Below are 17445 nucleotides of genomic sequence, written 5' to 3' on the forward strand. Positions count from 1 at the left end.
CTCCGTCTCCGGGAAACGGGCTTAGCCCGCTTCCTTCTCCTGCTCGGCCATCGGCAGACCGCCGACGGGACACTCCGCCACGCCGATGGTGTCGCGGGTCATCGCCTCGACCTCTGCCTGGGTTTTCTCCGCGTCCATGACCCAGGAGCGGTAGAACTCGAACGGGCAGTCCGCCACGCCCTTGTCGCCGTCGCCGGAGTTATAGACGCCGGTGTAGCCGCGATGCAGCAGCTTGAAGAGGTGGTTCTGGGACTGGTCGTTCTTGCGCGCGTCGCGGATCTCGGTGAGCGAGAGCTGGGCGTACTGGATTCCCATCTCTTCCTCGCCACACTCGCCGAGGGTGCGGCCGTCAAAGCCGACGATGGCGGAGTGACCGAAGTAGGAATACACGCCATCAAAGCCGGCGGCGTTGGCCACCGCCACGTAGGTGTTGTTGGCCCAGGCCATGGTCTTGGCCATCATCACCTGCTGCTCCTTGGCCGGGTACATATAGCCCTGGCAGCGTACGATCAGCTCGGCACCGCGCATGGCGCAGTCTCGCCAGATCTCCGGATAGTTACCGTCGTCGCAGATGATCAGGCTGAGTTTCAGTCCCTTTGGACCTTCGGAGACGTAGGTGCGATCACCGGGATACCAGCCCTCGATCGGGCACCAGGGCAGGCACTTGCGGTACTTCTGCACGATCTCACCCTGGTCATTGATCAGTATCAGGGTGTTATAGGGCGCCTTGTTGGGGTGTTCCTCATGCTGTTCGCCGGTGAGTGAGAATACGCCCCAGGTTTTTGCCTGGCGGCAGGCCTCGGAGAAGATTGCCGTTTCTTCGCCCGGAATCGTGGTGGCGGTGGCCATCATCTCGCCCTTGTCGTACATGATTCCCATGGTGCTGTACTCGGGGAACACGATCAGGTCCATGCCGGGCAGGCCCTGCTTGATGCCGGTGATCATGTCTGCAATCTGGCGGGCATTGGCCAGCACGTCGTCCTTGGTGTGCAGGCGCGGCATCTTGTAGTTGACCACCGCGACGCCGACGGTATCGGCACTGCTGGAAATATCACCGTGTCTCATGGCGTGGACTCCTCGTTAAAGCGGGTTAAACGGACAGATAGCGGGTGATCGTGGCCTCGTCGGCTTCGGCCACCGGTACGTCGTGAACGATGTTGCCCTTCTCGATCACCAGGATGCGGTCGGCCACATCGAGGGCGAAGCTGAGCACCTGCTCGGAGACCAGAATCGCCAGGCCATGCTCGTCGCGGATTTTGCGCAGGGTGCGCGCCATCTCGCGGATGATGGAGGGCTGAATCCCCTCGGTGGGCTCGTCGAGCAGTAAGAGCTTGGGGTTGCTGGCCAGGGCGCGGGCGATGGCCAGCTGTTGCTGCTGACCGCCGGAGAGGTTGCCGCCACGGCGGTGTTTCATCTCCTTGAGCACCGGGAACAGGGTGTAGAGATGCTCAGGGATGGTGCTGCTGCCGGTGGTGGTGAGACCGGTGCGGATGTTCTCCTCCACGGTCATGGTGGAGAAGATCATTCGCCCCTGGGGCACAAAGCCGACCCCGGCGGAGACGCGCTGATAGCTTTTCAGGCCGGCCAGTTCTGTTTCGTCTAGCCTGGCCGAACCGCCGCTGGAGGGGATCATACCGATCAGCGATTTCATCAGCGTGGTCTTGCCCATGCCGTTGCGGCCAAGGATGGCGATGATCTCGTTCTTGCCCAACTCCAGGTTCATGCCGTTGATAACGCGGCTCTGGCCGTAGGCGACGTCGTAATTGGATACATTGAGCATGTTGAGCTCCTGCCCTGTGGGCTGATTAGTGACCGAGGTAGACTTCGACGACCTTCGGGTCGCTCTTCACGCGCTCCAGCGAGCCTTCGGACAGCAGCTGTCCCTGGTGCAGAACGGTGACTCGGTGAGCAATGTCCTCGACAAACTGCATGTCGTGCTCGATCACCAGCACCGAGCGGTCCTGGGTGATGCGGTTGAGCAGCTCGGCGGTTTTCTTGCGCTCTGCCACCGACATCCCCGCCACCGGTTCATCCAGCATCAGCAAGGCCGGGTCCTGGATCAGCAGCATGCCGATCTCCAGCCACTGCTTCTGGCCATGGCTGAGCAGGTCGGCGCGCTGGTGCAGAAGGTCCGAGAGGAAAATCATTTCGGCGATCTCGGTGACCTTGTCGATCACCTCCGCATTGCGGCGGAAGGTGAGGGCACCGAACACGCTGTGACCGCGGGGGAAGGAGAGCTCCAGGTTCTCGAATACCGTCAGGTCCTCGTAGATCGACGGGTTCTGAAACTTGCGGCCGACGCCGGCGTGGACGATCTGGTGCTCCTTCATCTTGGTCAGTTCCTGGTTACGGAACTTGATGGAGCCTTCGGTGGCCTTGGTGCGGCCGCAGATCAGGTCGAGCACCGTGGTCTTGCCGGCCCCGTTGGGGCCGATGATGACGCGGATCTCACCTTCATCGACGTAGAACGACAGGTCGTTCACCGCCTTGAAGCCATCGAAAGAGACCGTCAGTCCTTCGACGGCGAGAACAAAATCCTGCGGGTTGTTGTGGGACAGGCTCATGATCGTCTCCTTAAGACTGGCTCGGTGCGGTAACGCCGCTGCTGGAATCGACCTGCTCTTTTTCTGCAGCCGGTGCAGAAGTGCGATTGGCAGGAGCAGAAGAGTGCGCGCGACGCTGTTTGAACTTATCCACAAGCAGGGTGTAAAGACCGGCCAGACCGTTCGGGAAGGCCAGCACCACGCCGATGAACAGAGCACCCATGGCGAACAGCCAGAGTTCCGGGAAGGCTTCGGACATGGTGGTCTTGGCGGCGTTGACCAGCAGTGCGCCGTAAACCGCGCCGATGATCGACAGACGACCGCCGAGGGCACAGAAGATCACCATCTCGATGGAGGGCACGATGCCGACCAGGGTGGGCGACATGAAGCCCACCTGCAGCGTGAACATGGCGCCGCCGATGGCGGACAGCATGGCCGCGAAGCAGAACACGAAAATCTTGAAGTTGGAGACGTCGTAGCCGGAGAAGCGCACCCGGTCTTCACGGTCACGGATTGCGACCAGCAGGCGGCCCAGCTTGCTCTTCAGCACCAGGTGAGCCATCAGCAGGCAGAGGAACAGCATGGCCACGCCGAAGAAGTAGAGCACGTACTTGGCGGAGTCGCTGCGGATATCCCAGCCCATCAGCGTGCGCAGGTCGGTGATGCCGTTAACGCCACCGGTGTAACCCTGCTGACCGATGATCAGGATGGTCAGGATCGCGGCGATCGCTTGGGTGATGATGGCGAAGTAGACCCCGCCCACCCGGCGCTTGAACATCGCCGTGGCGACCACGAAGGCGAACAGCGGCGCCACAAAAAGTATCGCCAGCACGGTGAAGCCCAGCGAGTTGAACGGCTCCCAGAACCAGGGCAGGGCGGTGAGCTGGTTCCAGTCCATAAAGTCGGGAATACCCGGGGTGGACTGGATAGCCGTTGCCTCGGGGGATGAGGCCTCCAGCTTCAGGAACATCGCCATGGCGTAGCCGCCGATACCGAAGAAGATACCCTGCCCCAGGCTCAGGATGCCGCCGTAACCCCAGCAGAGCACCAGGCCGATGGCGGCAAAGGCGTAAGAGAGATACTTACCCACCAGATTGAGGCGGAAAATATCAAGCGTCAGTGGCAGGACCACCAGCAACAGCAGTGCCAGCAGCCCGTAGTTGATCAGATCCTGACGTTTGAACAGATTACTTTTCATAACATTCATCGTGATTTCCTCCGTTCAGACCATCAGCGTCGAATCTTCAGTGAGAACAGACCCTGGGGGCGCAGCATCAGGATGCCTACCACCACCAGCAGCGTGAGTACCTTGGCCATGGAACCGCTGAGGAAGAACTCCATCGTTGACTGGGCCTGGGAGATGGTGAACGCGGATGCAATGGTGCCGAGCAGACTGGCTGCGCCGCCGAAGACCACCACCAGGAAGGTATCGACGATATAAAGCTGGCCGGATGTAGGCCCGGTGGAGCCGATCATGGTGAAAGCGCTACCTGCGACGCCGGCGATACCGCAGCCCAGTGCAAAGGTGGCGCGGTCAACTCTCTCTGTATTAATCCCGACGGCACCGGCCATGGGACGGTTCTGTACTACGGCACGTACCTGACCACCCCAGTTGGAGCGATACATCAGGTAGTAAACGCCAGCCGCAATCAGCAGGGTCAGAATCATCACGAACAGGCCATTGATCGGAACTTCGATCATGTCGGTGATGGCGACGGAACCCATCAGCCAGTCGGGGAGGCTGACACCGACTTCACGAGCGCCGAAGATGGAGCGGTAGCACTGCTGCAGGATCAGGCTCAAACCCCAGGTGGCAAGCAGTGTGTCCAGCGGGCGGTGGTAGAGTCGCCTTATCAATGCCCATTCGACAAAGGCGCCCAGGGCTCCGGCGGCAAGAAAGGCGACCATCATCGCCACGATAAAGTAGGCCCCATAGAGTCCTGGCATCAGACTCTCGAAAACATGGGAGGTGAGATAGGTCATGTAGGCGCCGAGGATCATGAACTCCCCGTGTGCCATGTTGATAACGCCCATCTGGCCGAAAATGATTGCCAGACCCAGCGCCATTAATACGAATATGGAGAACAGACTCAGGCCTGCGAAGCCTTGCATGGCGAAGATCGCCACGAGTTCAGAAGAGGAGTAATCAGCAAACATGATGAAAGGCTCCGTAGCTCGGGATTTTCATAAACCGGGAAGCTGAGAGGGAGCCCATCTGTGGCGGGCTCCCAGTGGTGCGGTTGCTTACTGATAACCTTCCGGGAAGGGGTTCGGTTCGATCAGATCGGAGCTTTCGTAGACAACCTCGTACTGGCCGTCGGTATGCGCCTTGCCGATTCGGGTCTTGGACCAGAGGTGATGGTTCTCATGGATACGCACATAACCTTCAGGCGCTGTGGTCAGCTCAATGCCCGGTGATGCCGCGCGCACTTTGTCGATATCGAAGGAGCCGGCTTTCTCGACAGCGGCTTTCCACAGCCAGGGGCCGAGGTAGGCGGCCTGGGTAACGTCACCGATAACGATGTCGTCGCCATACTTCTCTTTGAATGCTTTAACGAACGCCTGGTTGTTATCGTTCGGCAGGCTCTGGAAGTACTTCATGGAAGCGTAGATACCGTCGATGTTTTCACCGCCGATACCCAGGATTTCATCCTCGGTGACGGAAATGGTCACGAACAGCGGCTTCTCCTGGGTCATGTCGATACCGGCAGCCTTGAGCTGCTTGTAGAAGGCCACGTTGGAGCCGCCCACCACGGAGATGAACACAACATCAGGCTTACGCAGCTTGATCTTGTTGATGACAGAGTTGAACTGGGTGTGGCCCAGTGGGTAGTACTCTTCGCCCAGTACTTTCGCGCCCAGCTTGTTTTCGATGTGCTTGCGCGCAATCTTGTTGGAGGTACGTGGCCAGATGTAGTCGGAGCCCAGCAGGTAGAAGGTTTTCGCGCCCTTCTCGCGGGATGCCCAGTCCAGGCCCTCAAGGATCTGCTGCGTGGCTTCCTGGCCGGTGTAGATCACGTTCGGAGACTCTTCGAGGCCCTCGTAGAAGGTCGGGTAGTAGAGCATGCCGTTGTACTGCTCAAACACCGGCAATACCGCTTTGCGTGAAGCAGAAGTCCAGCAACCGAACACGGCAGCAACCTTGTCGTTCACCAGCAGCTTGCGGGATTTTTCGGCGAAAGTCGGCCAGTCGCTGGCGCCGTCTTCCTGGATGTATTCGATCTGCCGACCGAGTACACCACCCATGGCGTTGATCTGGTCGATGGCCAGTTTCTCCGCCTGCACGGAACCGGTTTCACTGATCGCCATGGTGCCGGTGATCGAATGAAGGATGCCGACTTTGACCGTGTCTTCGGTGACTGCAAGACCGGTGGTATTCACCTCTTCAGCGCTGGCGATACTGGCATTGCCGAGTACAACGGCGGCCTGGAGCGCGAGGAATCCTTTCAACAGCCGCCGGCGTAGCGGCGAGTGGGTAGTCGCTTTCTTATCACGCATTCGCATGGTGTTTCTCCTGAGTTGTGGACCGGGCATTTCGGTGCTTCGTGTTGAAAGCCAGTATCGGGAACGACTCGGGAGAGGAACATTCGGCAAATGCTCCAAGCGGCATACGTCATTTACCCCATGGTTAAAAAACGTCGGGGAGGTGACACTCGCGGGTACGTTAGTTGCACACGTTCCTAATCCCTGGAAACGGGGCCGTACGTCCATTGCACAGAGAGTGCACAGTGAGTGAATGTTCACCGGCGGGGCAGTAGTTGGACGGAAGGTGTGCCTTGTCGGTGCGAAAAGTGAGCGTGCATTGAAATGACGACACCGCAGCAACAGGTTTTCAGGGTCAGGCGCAAATACAACCAGTGGGTGGCTAACCAGACGCTGGAGGATTATTCCCTGCGTTTTACCGCCAAGGCGGCGCGACGCTGGTCCCTCGGCAGGGTGGCCAATACCGCCCTGGGCGGTATCTCCTTCCTAGCGCTGGAGGCGATCGGCGGGGCTATTACGCTCAGTTACGGCTTCGAGCATACCTTGGCGGCAACCCTGCTGGTAACACTGGTGATTCTTCTCACTGCGATACCGATCACTTACTACGCGGCGCGCTACGGTGTGGATATCGATCTGCTGACCCGGGGGGCCGGTTTTGGTTATATCGGCTCTACCGTCACCTCGCTGATCTACGCCTCATTCACCTTTATCTTCCTGGCTCTGGAAGCGGCGATCATGGCTAAGGCACTGGAGTTGATGTTCTCGGTGCCTCTCTCCATTGGTTATTTCTTCAGCGCATTTATGGTGATTCCGGTAGTGATATACGGATTTACCTTTATCAGTCGGTTTCAGATGTTTAGCCAGCCGCTGTGGGTAGCATTGCAGATTCTGCCTTTGGCCTGCGTGCTGATCTATAGCGAGGGTTCCATCGATGGTTGGCTGGGCTATCAAGGCCACAAGGAACAGAGCGAAGAGTTCGATTTTCTGCTGATGGGCGCAGCGTCCACGGTGGTGATGTCACTGCTGGCTCAGATCGGTGAGCAGGTGGATTACCTGCGTTTTCTACCGGAAAAAGGTTCCCATAACCGCTTCCGTTGGTGGAGTGCGCTGCTGCTGGCGGGGCCTGGCTGGATCATTATGGGCGCGATCAAGATCCTGATCGGCTCTTTTCTGGCGGTGCTGGTGCTGCAAACCGGGGGCTTGATCAGCGATGCGGCAGAACCGACGCAGATGTATATGACCGCCTTTGAACACGTGACAGCTTCGCCTGAACTGGCGCTGGCGCTGACCGGCCTGTTCGTGATTCTTTCCCAGGTGAAGATTAATGTGACCAACGCCTATGCGGGGTCACTGGCCTGGTCTAACTTTTTCTCCCGACTAACCCATATTCACCCCGGCCGCGTGGTCTGGTTGGTATTCAACGTGGTTATCGCCTGGCTGCTTATGGAGCTGGGGATTTACGAAGCGTTTGAGTCGATCCTGGGGATATTCTCCATTCTTGTGGTGGCCTGGGTCGGTTCTCTGGTGGCCGATCTGGTGATCAACAAGCCGCTGGGTATAAGTCCGAGGGGGATAGAATTCAAACGCGCTCACCTCTATGACATCAACCCGGTGGGCGTTGGCTCCATGGCGATCTCGTCACTGATAGGGGTTGTCTGCATGCTCGGTATCTGCGGTCCCGAGCTGAAGGCGTTCGCACCTTTCGTGGCCTTGGCCGCGACCTTTGTGCTGGTGCCGCTGATCGCTCTGGCCACCAGAAGCCGTTACTACATCGCTCGCGAGCCGCTGCCCGCCTGCGGTACCCAATGTTCGATCTGCGAACATCATTTCGAGCCCGAGGATATGACCGTGTGCCCGCTCTACGGCGGTAATATCTGTTCGCTCTGTTGCTCTCTCGATGCGCGCTGCAATGACGCCTGCAAGCAGAACAGCACTTTTTCTCACCAGATCTCCTCGGTACTCAGGGCGATACTGCCGACGGCGCTGATGGGCAAGGTCAACTCCCGTTTGGGTCACTTTATCGGTCTGATGCTGGTGTTCGATACCATCGTGGGTGCTTTTCTCTCGTTGATCTATTTCCAGATGCAGGGGCCGTCTCCCGGGGAGACCGAGCTTGTCGGTCTGGTGCTCTGGAAGGTGTTCTTTCTGCTGCAGATTGTCATCGGTGTCGCGGCCTGGTTGTTTTTGCTGGCCCATGAGAGCCGCGTGCTGGCGCAGGATGAAAGCGCCCAGCAGACCGAGCGGCTGATGGCGGAGATCCGCGCCCATGAGTTGACCGACCAGGAGTTGCAGGAAGCCAAGGAGATGGCGGAGGCCGCAAGCCTCGCCAAGAGTCGTTACCTCACCGGTATCAGCCATGAGCTGCGGACACCGCTGAATGCGGTGCTTGGATACGCGCAATTACTTGATGTGGCTACTGATATTCCTACCCACCGGCGTCCGGCTATAAATGTCATCAAGCGCAGTAGTGAACATCTGGCGAACCTGATTGAAGAGCTACTTGATATATCCCGCATTGAAGCTGGGCGTCTCGAACTTTATCGCAACGAGGTGGCGCTGATCAGCTTCATGGAGCAGATCGTCTATATGTTCCGGCTGCAGGCTGAGGCCAAGGGAATCAACTTCAGCTATACCCGGCAGCAGCGGGTGCCGGAGTTCGTCTCGACCGACGAAAAAAGATTGCGGCAGATACTGATCAACCTACTCTCCAACGCGATCAAGTTTACCGATAAGGGCAGCGTATCGCTGACGCTGACCTACCGTAGCGAGGTGGCGGAGTTTGTCATCAGCGATACCGGAGTGGGCATTGCCGAAGAGGACATTGAGCGCATCTACAAACCGTTCGAGCGGCTGGAGGCCTCAGGAACCCATCAGCCGGGTACGGGACTGGGGCTGACTATAACCAAGCTACTTACCGATATCATGGGCGGCGATCTGCAGGTGGAAAGCATACCCGGGCGCGGCACCACATTCCGACTCACGTTGATGATGACCAGCCTGACCAAGCCGGTGCAGATACCGGTCAGCCAGATCTGGTTGGGTGGATATCTAGGGGAGCGGAAAAGCGTGATGATCGTGGATGACGATGCCACTCACCGCGATCTGATCCGCGATATTCTCCAGCCGGTGGGCTTCAACGTGATTACCGCCCAAGATGGGGATAACTGCATCGAACTCTGCGAACAGGATCTGCCGGACCTGTTCATCCTTGATGTTTCCATGCCTGGCATGAATGGCTGGGAGTTGCTGCATAAGCTGCGTGAGGGCGGTGCCGATGTGCCGGTGATTATGCTTTCGGCCGATGCCAGGGAGTGGGTACAGCTATCCGATGTACATCCGTTCGATGCCTATCTCGTCAAGCCGGTACGGGTGGCCGAGTTGCTGGAGCAGATCGGCAAATTGCTGCACCTGGAGTGGGAAAAACAGGCGCAATGCCTAGAACGCGACGAGCAGGTGGGTAGTGAGCGCTTGCCGGTTGTGAATATCGGCCAGCTTAAGCGTTACGTCGAAATCGGATATCTCGAGGGTATTAAAAGCGAGGTGGAGCGCATCGCTCAGGAGGCCTCGCTCTCAAATCAGGAAACAGAGGCGCTGCGGGCGATGGTGAACTCCTTCAATTTTGCAGGAGTGATCGATCGGTTGATGACGCTCACCAGTCTTTATGGACAGTGTAATGAATGCCAAAGCCAAAGTACTTGTAGTTGATGACTCGCCAGAGGCGATCAGCATGCTCAATGAGTTGCTGTGCCAGCAGAACTTTCACGTCTTCGTGGCACTGAACGGTGAGCAGGCGATCGGTATTGCCGAGCAGATACAACCGGATGTGATCCTTCTCGATGCGATGATGCCGGGTATGTCCGGGTTCGACGTGTGCAAGCGTTTGAAGTCTATGCCTGCCTTGATGCAGGTACCGGTGATCTTTATGACCGGGCTGAGCGAGACCGAAGATATCGTCAAGGCGTTTGAAGTGGGTGGAATCGATTACATAACCAAGCCGATCCGGCATGAGGAGCTGCTGGTGCGGATGAAGGCGCACCTGGATAACGCCAAACGTGCCGCCAGCGCCCATGAAGTGATGGATGGCCATGGGTTGATGACACTATGCCTGCGCAGCGATGGCCAGATTGAATGGGCCACGCCCCAGGTATATAAACTGTTCCCCGAGACGGCGGCAGCGGCCATCGCAGAAGGGCTGCTGGAGTCTGTGGCGGATGCCCGTGTCGGTGGGCCGGCTTCGGTGGTTACCTTGGGTGATGACAGCGTCACCTGTCACCTGATCGATGATGACGGGCTGGGACGTTACCTATTTAAGATCGACGATCCGCGTCAGCCCAACGATCAGGAAAAACTGGTGGAAAGGTTCCAACTGACCGAACGCGAGGCCGAGGTGCTGATGTGGATCGTGCACGGCAAGACCAACAAGGAGATCGCCCTGATCCTGGATCTGAGCCCGCGAACCATCAACAAACACTTGGAACAGATCTTCCGCAAGCTGGGGGTAGAAAACCGTACCTCGGCAGCCTTCGCGGCACTGGAGTGCATACGTCAGCGCTGGGAGCTGTGTTGAGCGGATGCTCCAACGCCCTGATGGGCCTTTGTGTGGATCGGGTGCTGTTGGAGTAGCAGGTTTCAGTGGGCGCTGGCTTCGGCCTGAGTATCCGTTGTTGAGCAGTACAGCGAGTCGTCAAAGGCGGTGCGTATCAGGTGCTGCTCCTTCTCCTCGATCCTCCGCAGTGAATCGCTGACGTGACGCACATGGGCCATGGCGGCCTTGCGCGCCCAGTGGGCCTGGCGGCTGATCACGGCGTGATAGATCTGGCGGTGGTGCTTGTCGATCTGCTGCTTGAAGGCGCGGCGGTGGTTCAGGTTGGCCACCGAGGCCTGCACCGAATTCAGCATCAGTCCCTTGAGACTGTTCAGAACATGCACCAGCACAGGGTTATGTGAGGCCTCGACGATGGCGCGGTGAAAGGCGTGATCGAGTTCGGCGTTGGTCAGCGGGTCTGCTGCTTCCATCGCCTCGAACGCTTTGCGGATTTTGTACTGATCCTGCTCGGTGGCGCGCTCCGCGGCCAGTTCTGCTGCCTGCCCCTCCAGCTGCTCGCGGACTTCGAACAGGTCGTAGAGGGTGCGGGCGTTGCCGGAAAATGCCAGCATCAGCGGGCTGGCTTCATCCAGCGCAGGTACGGCGCAGGAGACAAACGAGCCCTTGCCGTGGCGGGTCTCGATCATGCCGCGCCCGTGCAGTTCATGCAGAGCCTCACGCACGATGGTGCGTGAAACACCCAGCCGGGTGGCGAGCTGGCGTTCCGAGGGGATCTTCCGTTCCGGGGTAAGTGTGCCGTCCAGGATCATCTGCTCAAGATGTGCAGCGATCGATTGAGCTGTAGAGATACTTTGCTGTTTTGTCATTTTATCCACTGGTTGTACCAGTTGTTCTTATTGTCGATGACTAAGCGTAGCTTATTAGCGCCGTCTTAATAAATATCGATGATTCCCGACCAGGCGTCCACAGCGCTGGCTGAAAAACTGGTCCAACCAGTTGGCCTTTCGCTGGACCGCATCTCTTTTGTCGACAACTCTTCCTGCGCATTCCGCCGGACTCTCTGTGCTTGAGAGCGCGAAACCCGGCGGAGTGTGTCTCACAGCGTTCCCGTTCAGATCCAGAAAAATAAAAATTACGGAGAGTGAATATGAGCAACGATGACCTCTACAGCCCGACAGCCGGAAAGCGGCCACGGCGCGCATTTCTGAAGTCTGTCGCCCTGGCGGGTGCGGCAGTGGCAGGGACCTCAATGATGGCAGCTACACCGGCTCAGGCTGCCCAGACCTGGAAAATCCAGTCGGTCTGGGATGCGGGCACCGTGGGCTATCGCCTGTTCGAGGAGTGGTGTAACGAAATGGAGGAGAAGACCAACGGCGAGTTGATCTTCAAGCCCTTCCCGGCCAAATCGGTGGCCGCTGATAACAACGCCCTGTTCGATGCGGTGCGCAACGGCGTACTCCAGGGCATGAACCCCTTCACGCTGTACTGGTCCGGCAAGATTCCGGCCTCGGTTTTCCTCTCATCCTACCCAGCGGGCCCCGACCAGCCACACCAGTGGGACACCATGTTCTACTCCATGGGGATGCTGGAAAAAACCCGCGAGATCTACAAGAAGTTTGGCCTGTTCTACGTCGGCCCGATTCAGCATGACGCCAATATCATCCACTCCAAGAAACCGGTGAACAGCCTTGATGATCTCGAGGGGATGAAGATCCGTGTACCGGGTGGCATGGTGGCGGAGGTGTTCCAGCAGTTCGGTGTGTCCACCGTCAGCCTGCCCGGTTCCGATATCTTCCCGGCACTGGAGAAGGGCACCATCGACGCGGCGGACTATGTAGGCCCCGCGGTGAACTGGGAACTGGGCTTCTCCCAGGTGACCGACTACATCCTGTTTGGGCCGCCAGGGGTGATGTCGATCTACCAGCCGGTGGATCTGATGGACCTGACCGTCAACATGCGCGCCTGGAACAACCTGGACCCGAAACTGCAGAAAATCGTCGAGGAGCAGGTGCGTAACTACTCCCAGCGGCACTACCTGACGATCCAGAAGCGCAACGTGGAGGCGATGGAGAAGTTCAAGGAAGCCGGCGATACGGTGTCACGCCTCAGTCAGGATGACCTGATGCGCTTCCGTAAGGCGGCGATCCCGATCTGGTACAAGTGGGCCAACAAAGATGAAGATGCCCGAGCCATCTTCGACATGCAGCTGGAATACATGATGAACGACACCGTCGGTTACATCTCGGAAGAGGACATCGAAGGGATGGAATAGCGCCCTGGATGTTTATCCACAGGGGGGAGCTTTGTCTCCCTCCGCAGTTGTGACCTGTCTCTTTACGAGGTAATCGATAATGTCTGATCTTGAAGGCTTTGGCTTTGTGCTGCCGCACTGGCTCTACTGGGGCTGGCTGGCGGTAATGCCACTGATCATGATGGCGCTGAACCGGCGAGCGCTGAGCAAAAAGGCCGAGGTGGAAGAGTCGCACCCGATCATGGGTGAGGTTCAGGCGGATGAGGATCCGATCATCCACCAGCATTTCGAAGGTAACGCCTTCACTCGTGTGATCGACTGGATCAGCGAAAAGTCCGGGGTGTTTGTCGCCTTCTGGACCGTTAACGCGGTCTGCTTCTACTTCTATGAAGTGATCATGCGCTACTTCTTCAACATGCCCACCATCTGGGTGCATGAATCCAGCTTCCTGCTGCTGGGTATGCAGTACCTGTTGGCGGGTGCTTACGCCATGCTGCACGGTGCTCATGTGCGTGTGGATGTGCTCTATAACCTGCTGCCGGAACGCGGCCGGGTGGGCATGGATATCTTCACCTCCATGTTTTTCTTTATCTTCACGCTGGCGCTGGCCGGCACCTCCTGGACCTTCTTCATCGACGCTTACAACATGGGTGAAACCACGGTGGAAACCTGGGGCATTCAGTATTGGCCGGTGAAAGGCATGATGCTGCTGGGTGCGGTGCTGATCCTGCTCGCGGGTCTGTCCAAGTTGATCAAGGATATCGCGCTGTTCGTGCGTATGGGACGGGAGGGCGCGCAATGAGCACTCAAACAACGAATGCGCCGATGGCGCACAGCCAGGGATCGCTGGTGGGCAAGCTGGGCACCTGGCTGATGATTATCGCCACGGTGGGCCTCGGCTTTGTCATTCTGGTCGAAACGATCAATACCGTGTTTTACGATCCCTACGGCGATGACTACTTTCTGTTCAGACTTGCGGGCTCGCTCTCCAGCGTATCCATAGGGCCGCTGACCTACCTGATGTTCGGCTCGCTGCTGGTGGCGCTGATGATGGGTCTGCCGCTGGCGTTCGTTACCGGTGGTCTGGGGGTGATGTTCATCTACCTGGTGGGTGATGGCCTGATGCTCAACATCATTCCGGGCCGTATCTTCCCGATGATGACCAACTCCGACCTGGCGGCGATTCCGCTGTTCATCTTCATGGCTTCGATGCTGGAACGAGCTGGCCTGATCGAAGAGATGTTCAACGTGGTCTACAAGTGGATGGGTGGCCTCAGTGGTGGCCTGGCTACGGCAACGATTATCGCCTCGACCATTCTGGCGGCGATGGTGGGTGTTATCGGCGCCGCGGTGGTGACCATGGGGATTATCGCGCTGCCGGCGATGTTGAAGCGTAACTACGACCACCAGATCGCGCTCGGCTCGATCATGGCGGGCGGTACGCTCGGTATCCTTATTCCGCCGTCGATCCTGGCGATCCTCTACGCGGTGGTGGCCCAGCAGTCGGTGGGTGAGCTCTACCTGGGTGCGGTTATTCCGGGGCTGCTGCTTTCCGGTATGTATATCGCGTATGTGCTGATCCGCACCATGTTGAATCCGAAACTGGGGCCGCCGGTACCGATGGAGGAGCGTATCTCCTTCGGCGAAAAACTGATGCTGCTGAAAGATCTGGTGGCGCCGATCATCCTGGTGATGCTGGTGCTCGGTCTGCTGTTCGGTGGCGTCGCGACGCCGGTAGAAGCGGCGGGTATAGGTTCTTTCGGCGCCATCCTGGTGGCCTGGAAGCATGGTGCCTTCTCGGTACAGACCCTGCGTGAAGCCTCCATTACTACGGCCAAGGCCTCGGCCATGGTGCTGTGGATAATGTTTGGTGCCTCGGTCTTCGTGGGCTTCTACATCCTCCAGGGTGGTCAGAGCTTTATTACCGAAACCATTCTTGGTACCGGGCTGTCGGCCTACGGCATCCTGTTCCTGCTGATGGTGCTGCTGGTGATCCTGGGTATGTTCCTGGATTGGGTCGGCATCCTGCTGCTGGCGGTGCCGATCTTTATCCCCATCGTGCAGGCGCTGGAATTCGAAGGACTCTTCGGTCTGCCGCCGGTGGCCGGTGAGGATGTGGTGCTCTGGTTCGGGGTGCTTTATCTGGTGAACATGCAGATGTCCTTCCTCAGCCCGCCGTTTGGTTATGCCCTGTTCTACATCCGCGGTGTCTGCCCGCCGGAGATCTCCATGGGCACGATCTTCCGCTCCTCGCTGGTGTTCCTCGCCCTGCAGGCTACCGGACTGGTGCTCTGCATCCTGTTCCCGGCGCTGATCACCTGGCTGCCCAGCATGGTTTACGGCTGAGGCCGGGGACTTTGACGACGGGGCTGACGCAAGCCCCGTCACAATCCGATTCTGGTTATCGTAAAAGCGAGATCTGGTTATGAGTAATCGAATTCAGGCAGGTAGCCTGCGGGTTGATGCCGCCCTTTATAAGCTGATTGAAGATGAAATCGCGCCCGGTACCGGCGTGGACCCGATAGCGTTCTGGCAGGCGTTTGAGGGGATCGTGAAGGATCTGGGTCCGGTAAATCGCGCCTTGCTGAAAAAACGTGATGATCTGCAGGCGCAGATCGACCAATGGCATCGTGCTCACAAGCATGAGCCGTTCGATGTTAACAGCTACATGGGCTTCCTGAGTGAAATCGGCTACCTGGTCCCCGAGGGCGAGCCGTTCAACGTCACCACCACCCACGTGGATGTGGAGATCGCCCAGGTGGCCGGCCCGCAGCTGGTGGTTCCCTGCAGTAACGCCCGCTTCGCGCTCAACGCCGCCAATGCGCGCTGGGGCAGCTTGTATGACGCGCTCTACGGCACCGATGTGATCGATGAAAGCGATGGCTGTGAGAAGGGCTCTGGCTTCAATCCCGAGCGTGGCAAGAAGGTGATCGAATGGGCGGCGCGTTTCCTCGATAACGTGGCGCCGCTGAACGAGGGCTCCCATACACGCGTGGTCGAATACCGCCTGCACACCGAAAAGGGCCGCATGGTGCTGTCGATGGTGCTGGATAACGGCGAGGTCACAGGCCTGTCGGATCCCACCCGCTTTGCCGGTTACCACGAGGAGGGTGCTTCCTTCGGTGTGCTGCTGCGCCATAACGGCCTGCACGTCGAGCTGCAGATCGACCCCAGCCACCCCATCGGCCAGCTCTCGCCCGCCTCGGTGAAGGATATCCTGATGGAGTCCGCCATGAGCACCATCATCGACTGCGAAGACTCGGTGGCGGCGGTGGATGCGGAAGACAAGGTGGCGGTCTACCGCAACTGGCTGGGCCTGATGATGGGCACGCTTGAGGATACCTTTGAAAAGGGCGGCAAGCAGATGACACGCCGTCTGCACGCGGACCGCACCTATTCGGCCCCGGATGGCGGTGCGCTGACGCTGCACGGCCGCAGCCTGCTGCTGGTGCGTAACGTGGGCCACCTGATGACCAACGACGCGGTGCTCGACGCTGATGGCAATGAGGTGCCCGAGGGCTTCCTCGATGCCATGGTCACCAGCCTCTGTGCCATCCATGACCTGAAAGGGCAGGGGCGTTACCGCAACAGCCGTCGCGGCAGCATCTACATCGTTAAACCGAAGATGCATGGCCCGGAAGAGGCGGCGCTGACCAACGAGCTGTTCGGCCGCGTCGAGCAGGCGCTGTCGCTGCCCGCCAATACGCTGAAGGTGGGCGTCATGGACGAGGAGCGCCGCACCTCCGCCAATCTGAAAGAGACCATGCGCGCCGTCAGCGAGCGGCTCTTCTTTATCAACACCGGCTTCCTCGATCGCACCGGCGATGAGATCCACACCTGCATGGAGGGCGGCCCGGTGCTGCCCAAGGATGCGATCAAGTCCGAGCCCTGGATTCTCGCCTATGAGGACCGCAACGTGGATGCGGGCCTGGCCTGCGGCCTGGAGGGAGTGGCCCAGATCGGCAAGGGGATGTGGGCGATGCCGGACGAGATGGCGCGGATGATGGGCGCCAAGCTGGCGCATCCCCAGGCCGGTGCCAACTGTGCCTGGGTGCCTTCACCCACGGCCGCCACGCTGCACGCCACTCACTATCACCAGATCGATGTGCACCAGCGTCAGCATGAGCTGAGTGGCCGGCAGGAAGCCCCCATAGAACAGCTGCTGACACCGCCGTTGCTGGGCGATACACAACTCACGCCGGAGCAGATCCAGAACGAGCTGGATAACAACGTGCAGGGGATTCTTGGCTACGTGGTGCGCTGGGTCGGCCAGGGGATCGGTTGCTCCAAGGTGCCGGATATCCACAACGTGGGGCTGATGGAGGACCGGGCCACCCTGAGGATCTCCAGCCAGCATCTGGCCAACTGGCTGCTGCATGGCATCTGCACCGACGACCAGGTCAGCGACACGCTGAAACGAATGGCCCAGGTTGTGGATAAGCAGAATTCCGGTGATCCGGCCTACCAGCCGATGGCGGCGGACCTGGAGAACAGCATTCCGTTCCAGGCCGCCTGCGATCTGATCTTCAAGGGCTGCGACCAGCCCAACGGCTATACCGAACCGCTGCTGCACGCCCATCGTCGGGCGCAGAAAGCCAAACACTAATCGGGAAACAGGTATC

The 17445-nt window shown here is 58.8% G+C and carries 13 protein-coding genes; 6 read left to right on the forward strand and 7 right to left on the reverse strand.

The window, feature by feature from the left end:
• Window positions 1–21: 21 nt before the first annotated feature.
• The 6 genes from CLV83_RS16300 to urtA all read right to left on the reverse strand — a co-directional run bounded on the left by CLV83_RS16300 (window position 22) and on the right by urtA (window position 6041).
• On the reverse strand, window positions 22–1065 hold the full coding sequence (locus tag CLV83_RS16300; RefSeq protein ID WP_132294813.1) for an aliphatic amidase: 1044 nt from the start codon (window positions 1063–1065) through the stop codon (window positions 22–24).
• Between the two features lie 25 nt (window positions 1066–1090).
• Complete coding sequence (urtE, locus tag CLV83_RS16305; RefSeq protein ID WP_132294816.1) at window positions 1091–1780, reverse strand: urea ABC transporter ATP-binding subunit UrtE; 690 nt, start codon at window positions 1778–1780, stop codon at window positions 1091–1093.
• A 25-nt stretch (window positions 1781–1805) separates the two neighbouring features.
• Window positions 1806–2564: an urea ABC transporter ATP-binding protein UrtD gene (urtD, locus tag CLV83_RS16310; protein ID WP_132294819.1), complete on the reverse strand. Its 759-nt coding sequence runs from the start codon at window positions 2562–2564 to the stop codon at window positions 1806–1808.
• Window positions 2565–2574: 10 nt separating this feature from the next.
• Entirely contained in the window at window positions 2575–3741 is a 1167-nt protein-coding gene (gene urtC, locus CLV83_RS16315; protein WP_200826854.1) for an urea ABC transporter permease subunit UrtC, read from the reverse strand.
• Window positions 3742–3773: 32 nt separating this feature from the next.
• Window positions 3774–4700, reverse strand: a complete 927-nt coding sequence (urtB, locus tag CLV83_RS16320) for an urea ABC transporter permease subunit UrtB (RefSeq protein WP_132294822.1) — start codon at window positions 4698–4700, stop codon at window positions 3774–3776.
• A gap of 87 nt (window positions 4701–4787) precedes the next feature.
• Window positions 4788–6041 (reverse strand): urea ABC transporter substrate-binding protein, encoded by a 1254-nt coding sequence (gene urtA, locus CLV83_RS16325; protein WP_279387533.1) that lies wholly within the window; start codon window positions 6039–6041, stop codon window positions 4788–4790.
• A gap of 309 nt (window positions 6042–6350) precedes the next feature.
• Between urtA and CLV83_RS16330 the strand changes: the two genes are divergently transcribed.
• Together CLV83_RS16330 and CLV83_RS16335 are read left to right on the forward strand one after the other, a co-directional pair.
• Window positions 6351–9731 carry a hybrid sensor histidine kinase/response regulator gene (locus tag CLV83_RS16330; protein ID WP_132294828.1) on the forward strand — a complete coding sequence of 1127 codons (3381 nt, stop codon included), beginning with the start codon at window positions 6351–6353 and terminating at the stop codon, window positions 9729–9731.
• The gene (locus tag CLV83_RS16335) at window positions 9700–10593 is read left to right on the forward strand and encodes a response regulator (RefSeq protein WP_207894925.1); all 894 of its coding nucleotides are present in this window, start codon (window positions 9700–9702) and stop codon (window positions 10591–10593) included. The genes CLV83_RS16330 and CLV83_RS16335 overlap by 32 nt, the downstream gene beginning before the upstream one ends.
• 62 nt (window positions 10594–10655) lie before the next feature.
• Here the strand turns inward: CLV83_RS16335 and CLV83_RS16340 are convergent, their stop codons facing one another.
• A complete protein-coding gene (locus CLV83_RS16340; protein WP_207894926.1) occupies window positions 10656–11438 on the reverse strand; it encodes an FCD domain-containing protein in 783 nt (260 codons plus the stop codon).
• A 281-nt stretch (window positions 11439–11719) separates the two neighbouring features.
• On the opposite strand from CLV83_RS16340, the gene dctP reads away from it, so the two are divergent.
• From dctP to CLV83_RS16360, 4 genes are all read left to right on the forward strand, one after another.
• Window positions 11720–12844 carry a TRAP transporter substrate-binding protein DctP gene (gene dctP / locus CLV83_RS16345; RefSeq protein ID WP_132294834.1) on the forward strand — a complete coding sequence of 375 codons (1125 nt, stop codon included), beginning with the start codon at window positions 11720–11722 and terminating at the stop codon, window positions 12842–12844.
• 79 nt (window positions 12845–12923) lie between these two features.
• Window positions 12924–13625, forward strand: a complete 702-nt coding sequence (locus tag CLV83_RS16350) for a TRAP transporter small permease subunit (RefSeq protein WP_132294837.1) — start codon at window positions 12924–12926, stop codon at window positions 13623–13625.
• Window positions 13622–15169 (forward strand): TRAP transporter large permease, encoded by a 1548-nt coding sequence (locus tag CLV83_RS16355; protein ID WP_132294840.1) that lies wholly within the window; start codon window positions 13622–13624, stop codon window positions 15167–15169. Before CLV83_RS16350 ends, CLV83_RS16355 begins: the two co-directional genes overlap by 4 nt.
• 79 nt (window positions 15170–15248) lie before the next feature.
• Window positions 15249–17429, forward strand: a complete 2181-nt coding sequence (locus CLV83_RS16360) for a malate synthase G (RefSeq protein ID WP_132294843.1) — start codon at window positions 15249–15251, stop codon at window positions 17427–17429.
• Window positions 17430–17445 lie beyond the last annotated feature (16 nt).

The sequence above is a fragment of the Marinobacterium mangrovicola genome (genome assembly GCF_004339595.1).
Lineage (GTDB): Bacteria > Pseudomonadota > Gammaproteobacteria > Pseudomonadales > Balneatricaceae > Marinobacterium_D > Marinobacterium_D mangrovicola.

Excerpts from the sequence above, each read along its gene's own strand:
- urtB (WP_132294822.1), bottom strand. The coding sequence starts at position 4,700 with ATGTTTGCTGATTACTCCTCTTCTGAACTCGTGGCGATCTTCGCCATG.
- CLV83_RS16360 (WP_132294843.1), top strand. The coding sequence starts at position 15,249 with ATGAGTAATCGAATTCAGGCAGGTAGCCTGCGGGTTGATGCCGCCCTT.
- urtD (WP_132294819.1), bottom strand. The coding sequence starts at position 2,564 with ATGAGCCTGTCCCACAACAACCCGCAGGATTTTGTTCTCGCCGTCGAA.
- urtE (WP_132294816.1), bottom strand. The coding sequence starts at position 1,780 with ATGCTCAATGTATCCAATTACGACGTCGCCTACGGCCAGAGCCGCGTT.
- dctP (WP_132294834.1), top strand. The coding sequence starts at position 11,720 with ATGAGCAACGATGACCTCTACAGCCCGACAGCCGGAAAGCGGCCACGG.
- CLV83_RS16330 (WP_132294828.1), top strand. The coding sequence starts at position 6,351 with ATGACGACACCGCAGCAACAGGTTTTCAGGGTCAGGCGCAAATACAAC.
- CLV83_RS16300 (WP_132294813.1), bottom strand. The coding sequence starts at position 1,065 with ATGAGACACGGTGATATTTCCAGCAGTGCCGATACCGTCGGCGTCGCG.
- urtA (WP_279387533.1), bottom strand. The coding sequence starts at position 6,041 with ATGCGTGATAAGAAAGCGACTACCCACTCGCCGCTACGCCGGCGGCTG.
- urtC (WP_200826854.1), bottom strand. The coding sequence starts at position 3,741 with ATGAAAAGTAATCTGTTCAAACGTCAGGATCTGATCAACTACGGGCTG.
- CLV83_RS16350 (WP_132294837.1), top strand. The coding sequence starts at position 12,924 with ATGTCTGATCTTGAAGGCTTTGGCTTTGTGCTGCCGCACTGGCTCTAC.
- CLV83_RS16335 (WP_207894925.1), top strand. The coding sequence starts at position 9,700 with ATGAATGCCAAAGCCAAAGTACTTGTAGTTGATGACTCGCCAGAGGCG.
- CLV83_RS16340 (WP_207894926.1), bottom strand. The coding sequence starts at position 11,438 with ATGACAAAACAGCAAAGTATCTCTACAGCTCAATCGATCGCTGCACAT.
- CLV83_RS16355 (WP_132294840.1), top strand. The coding sequence starts at position 13,622 with ATGAGCACTCAAACAACGAATGCGCCGATGGCGCACAGCCAGGGATCG.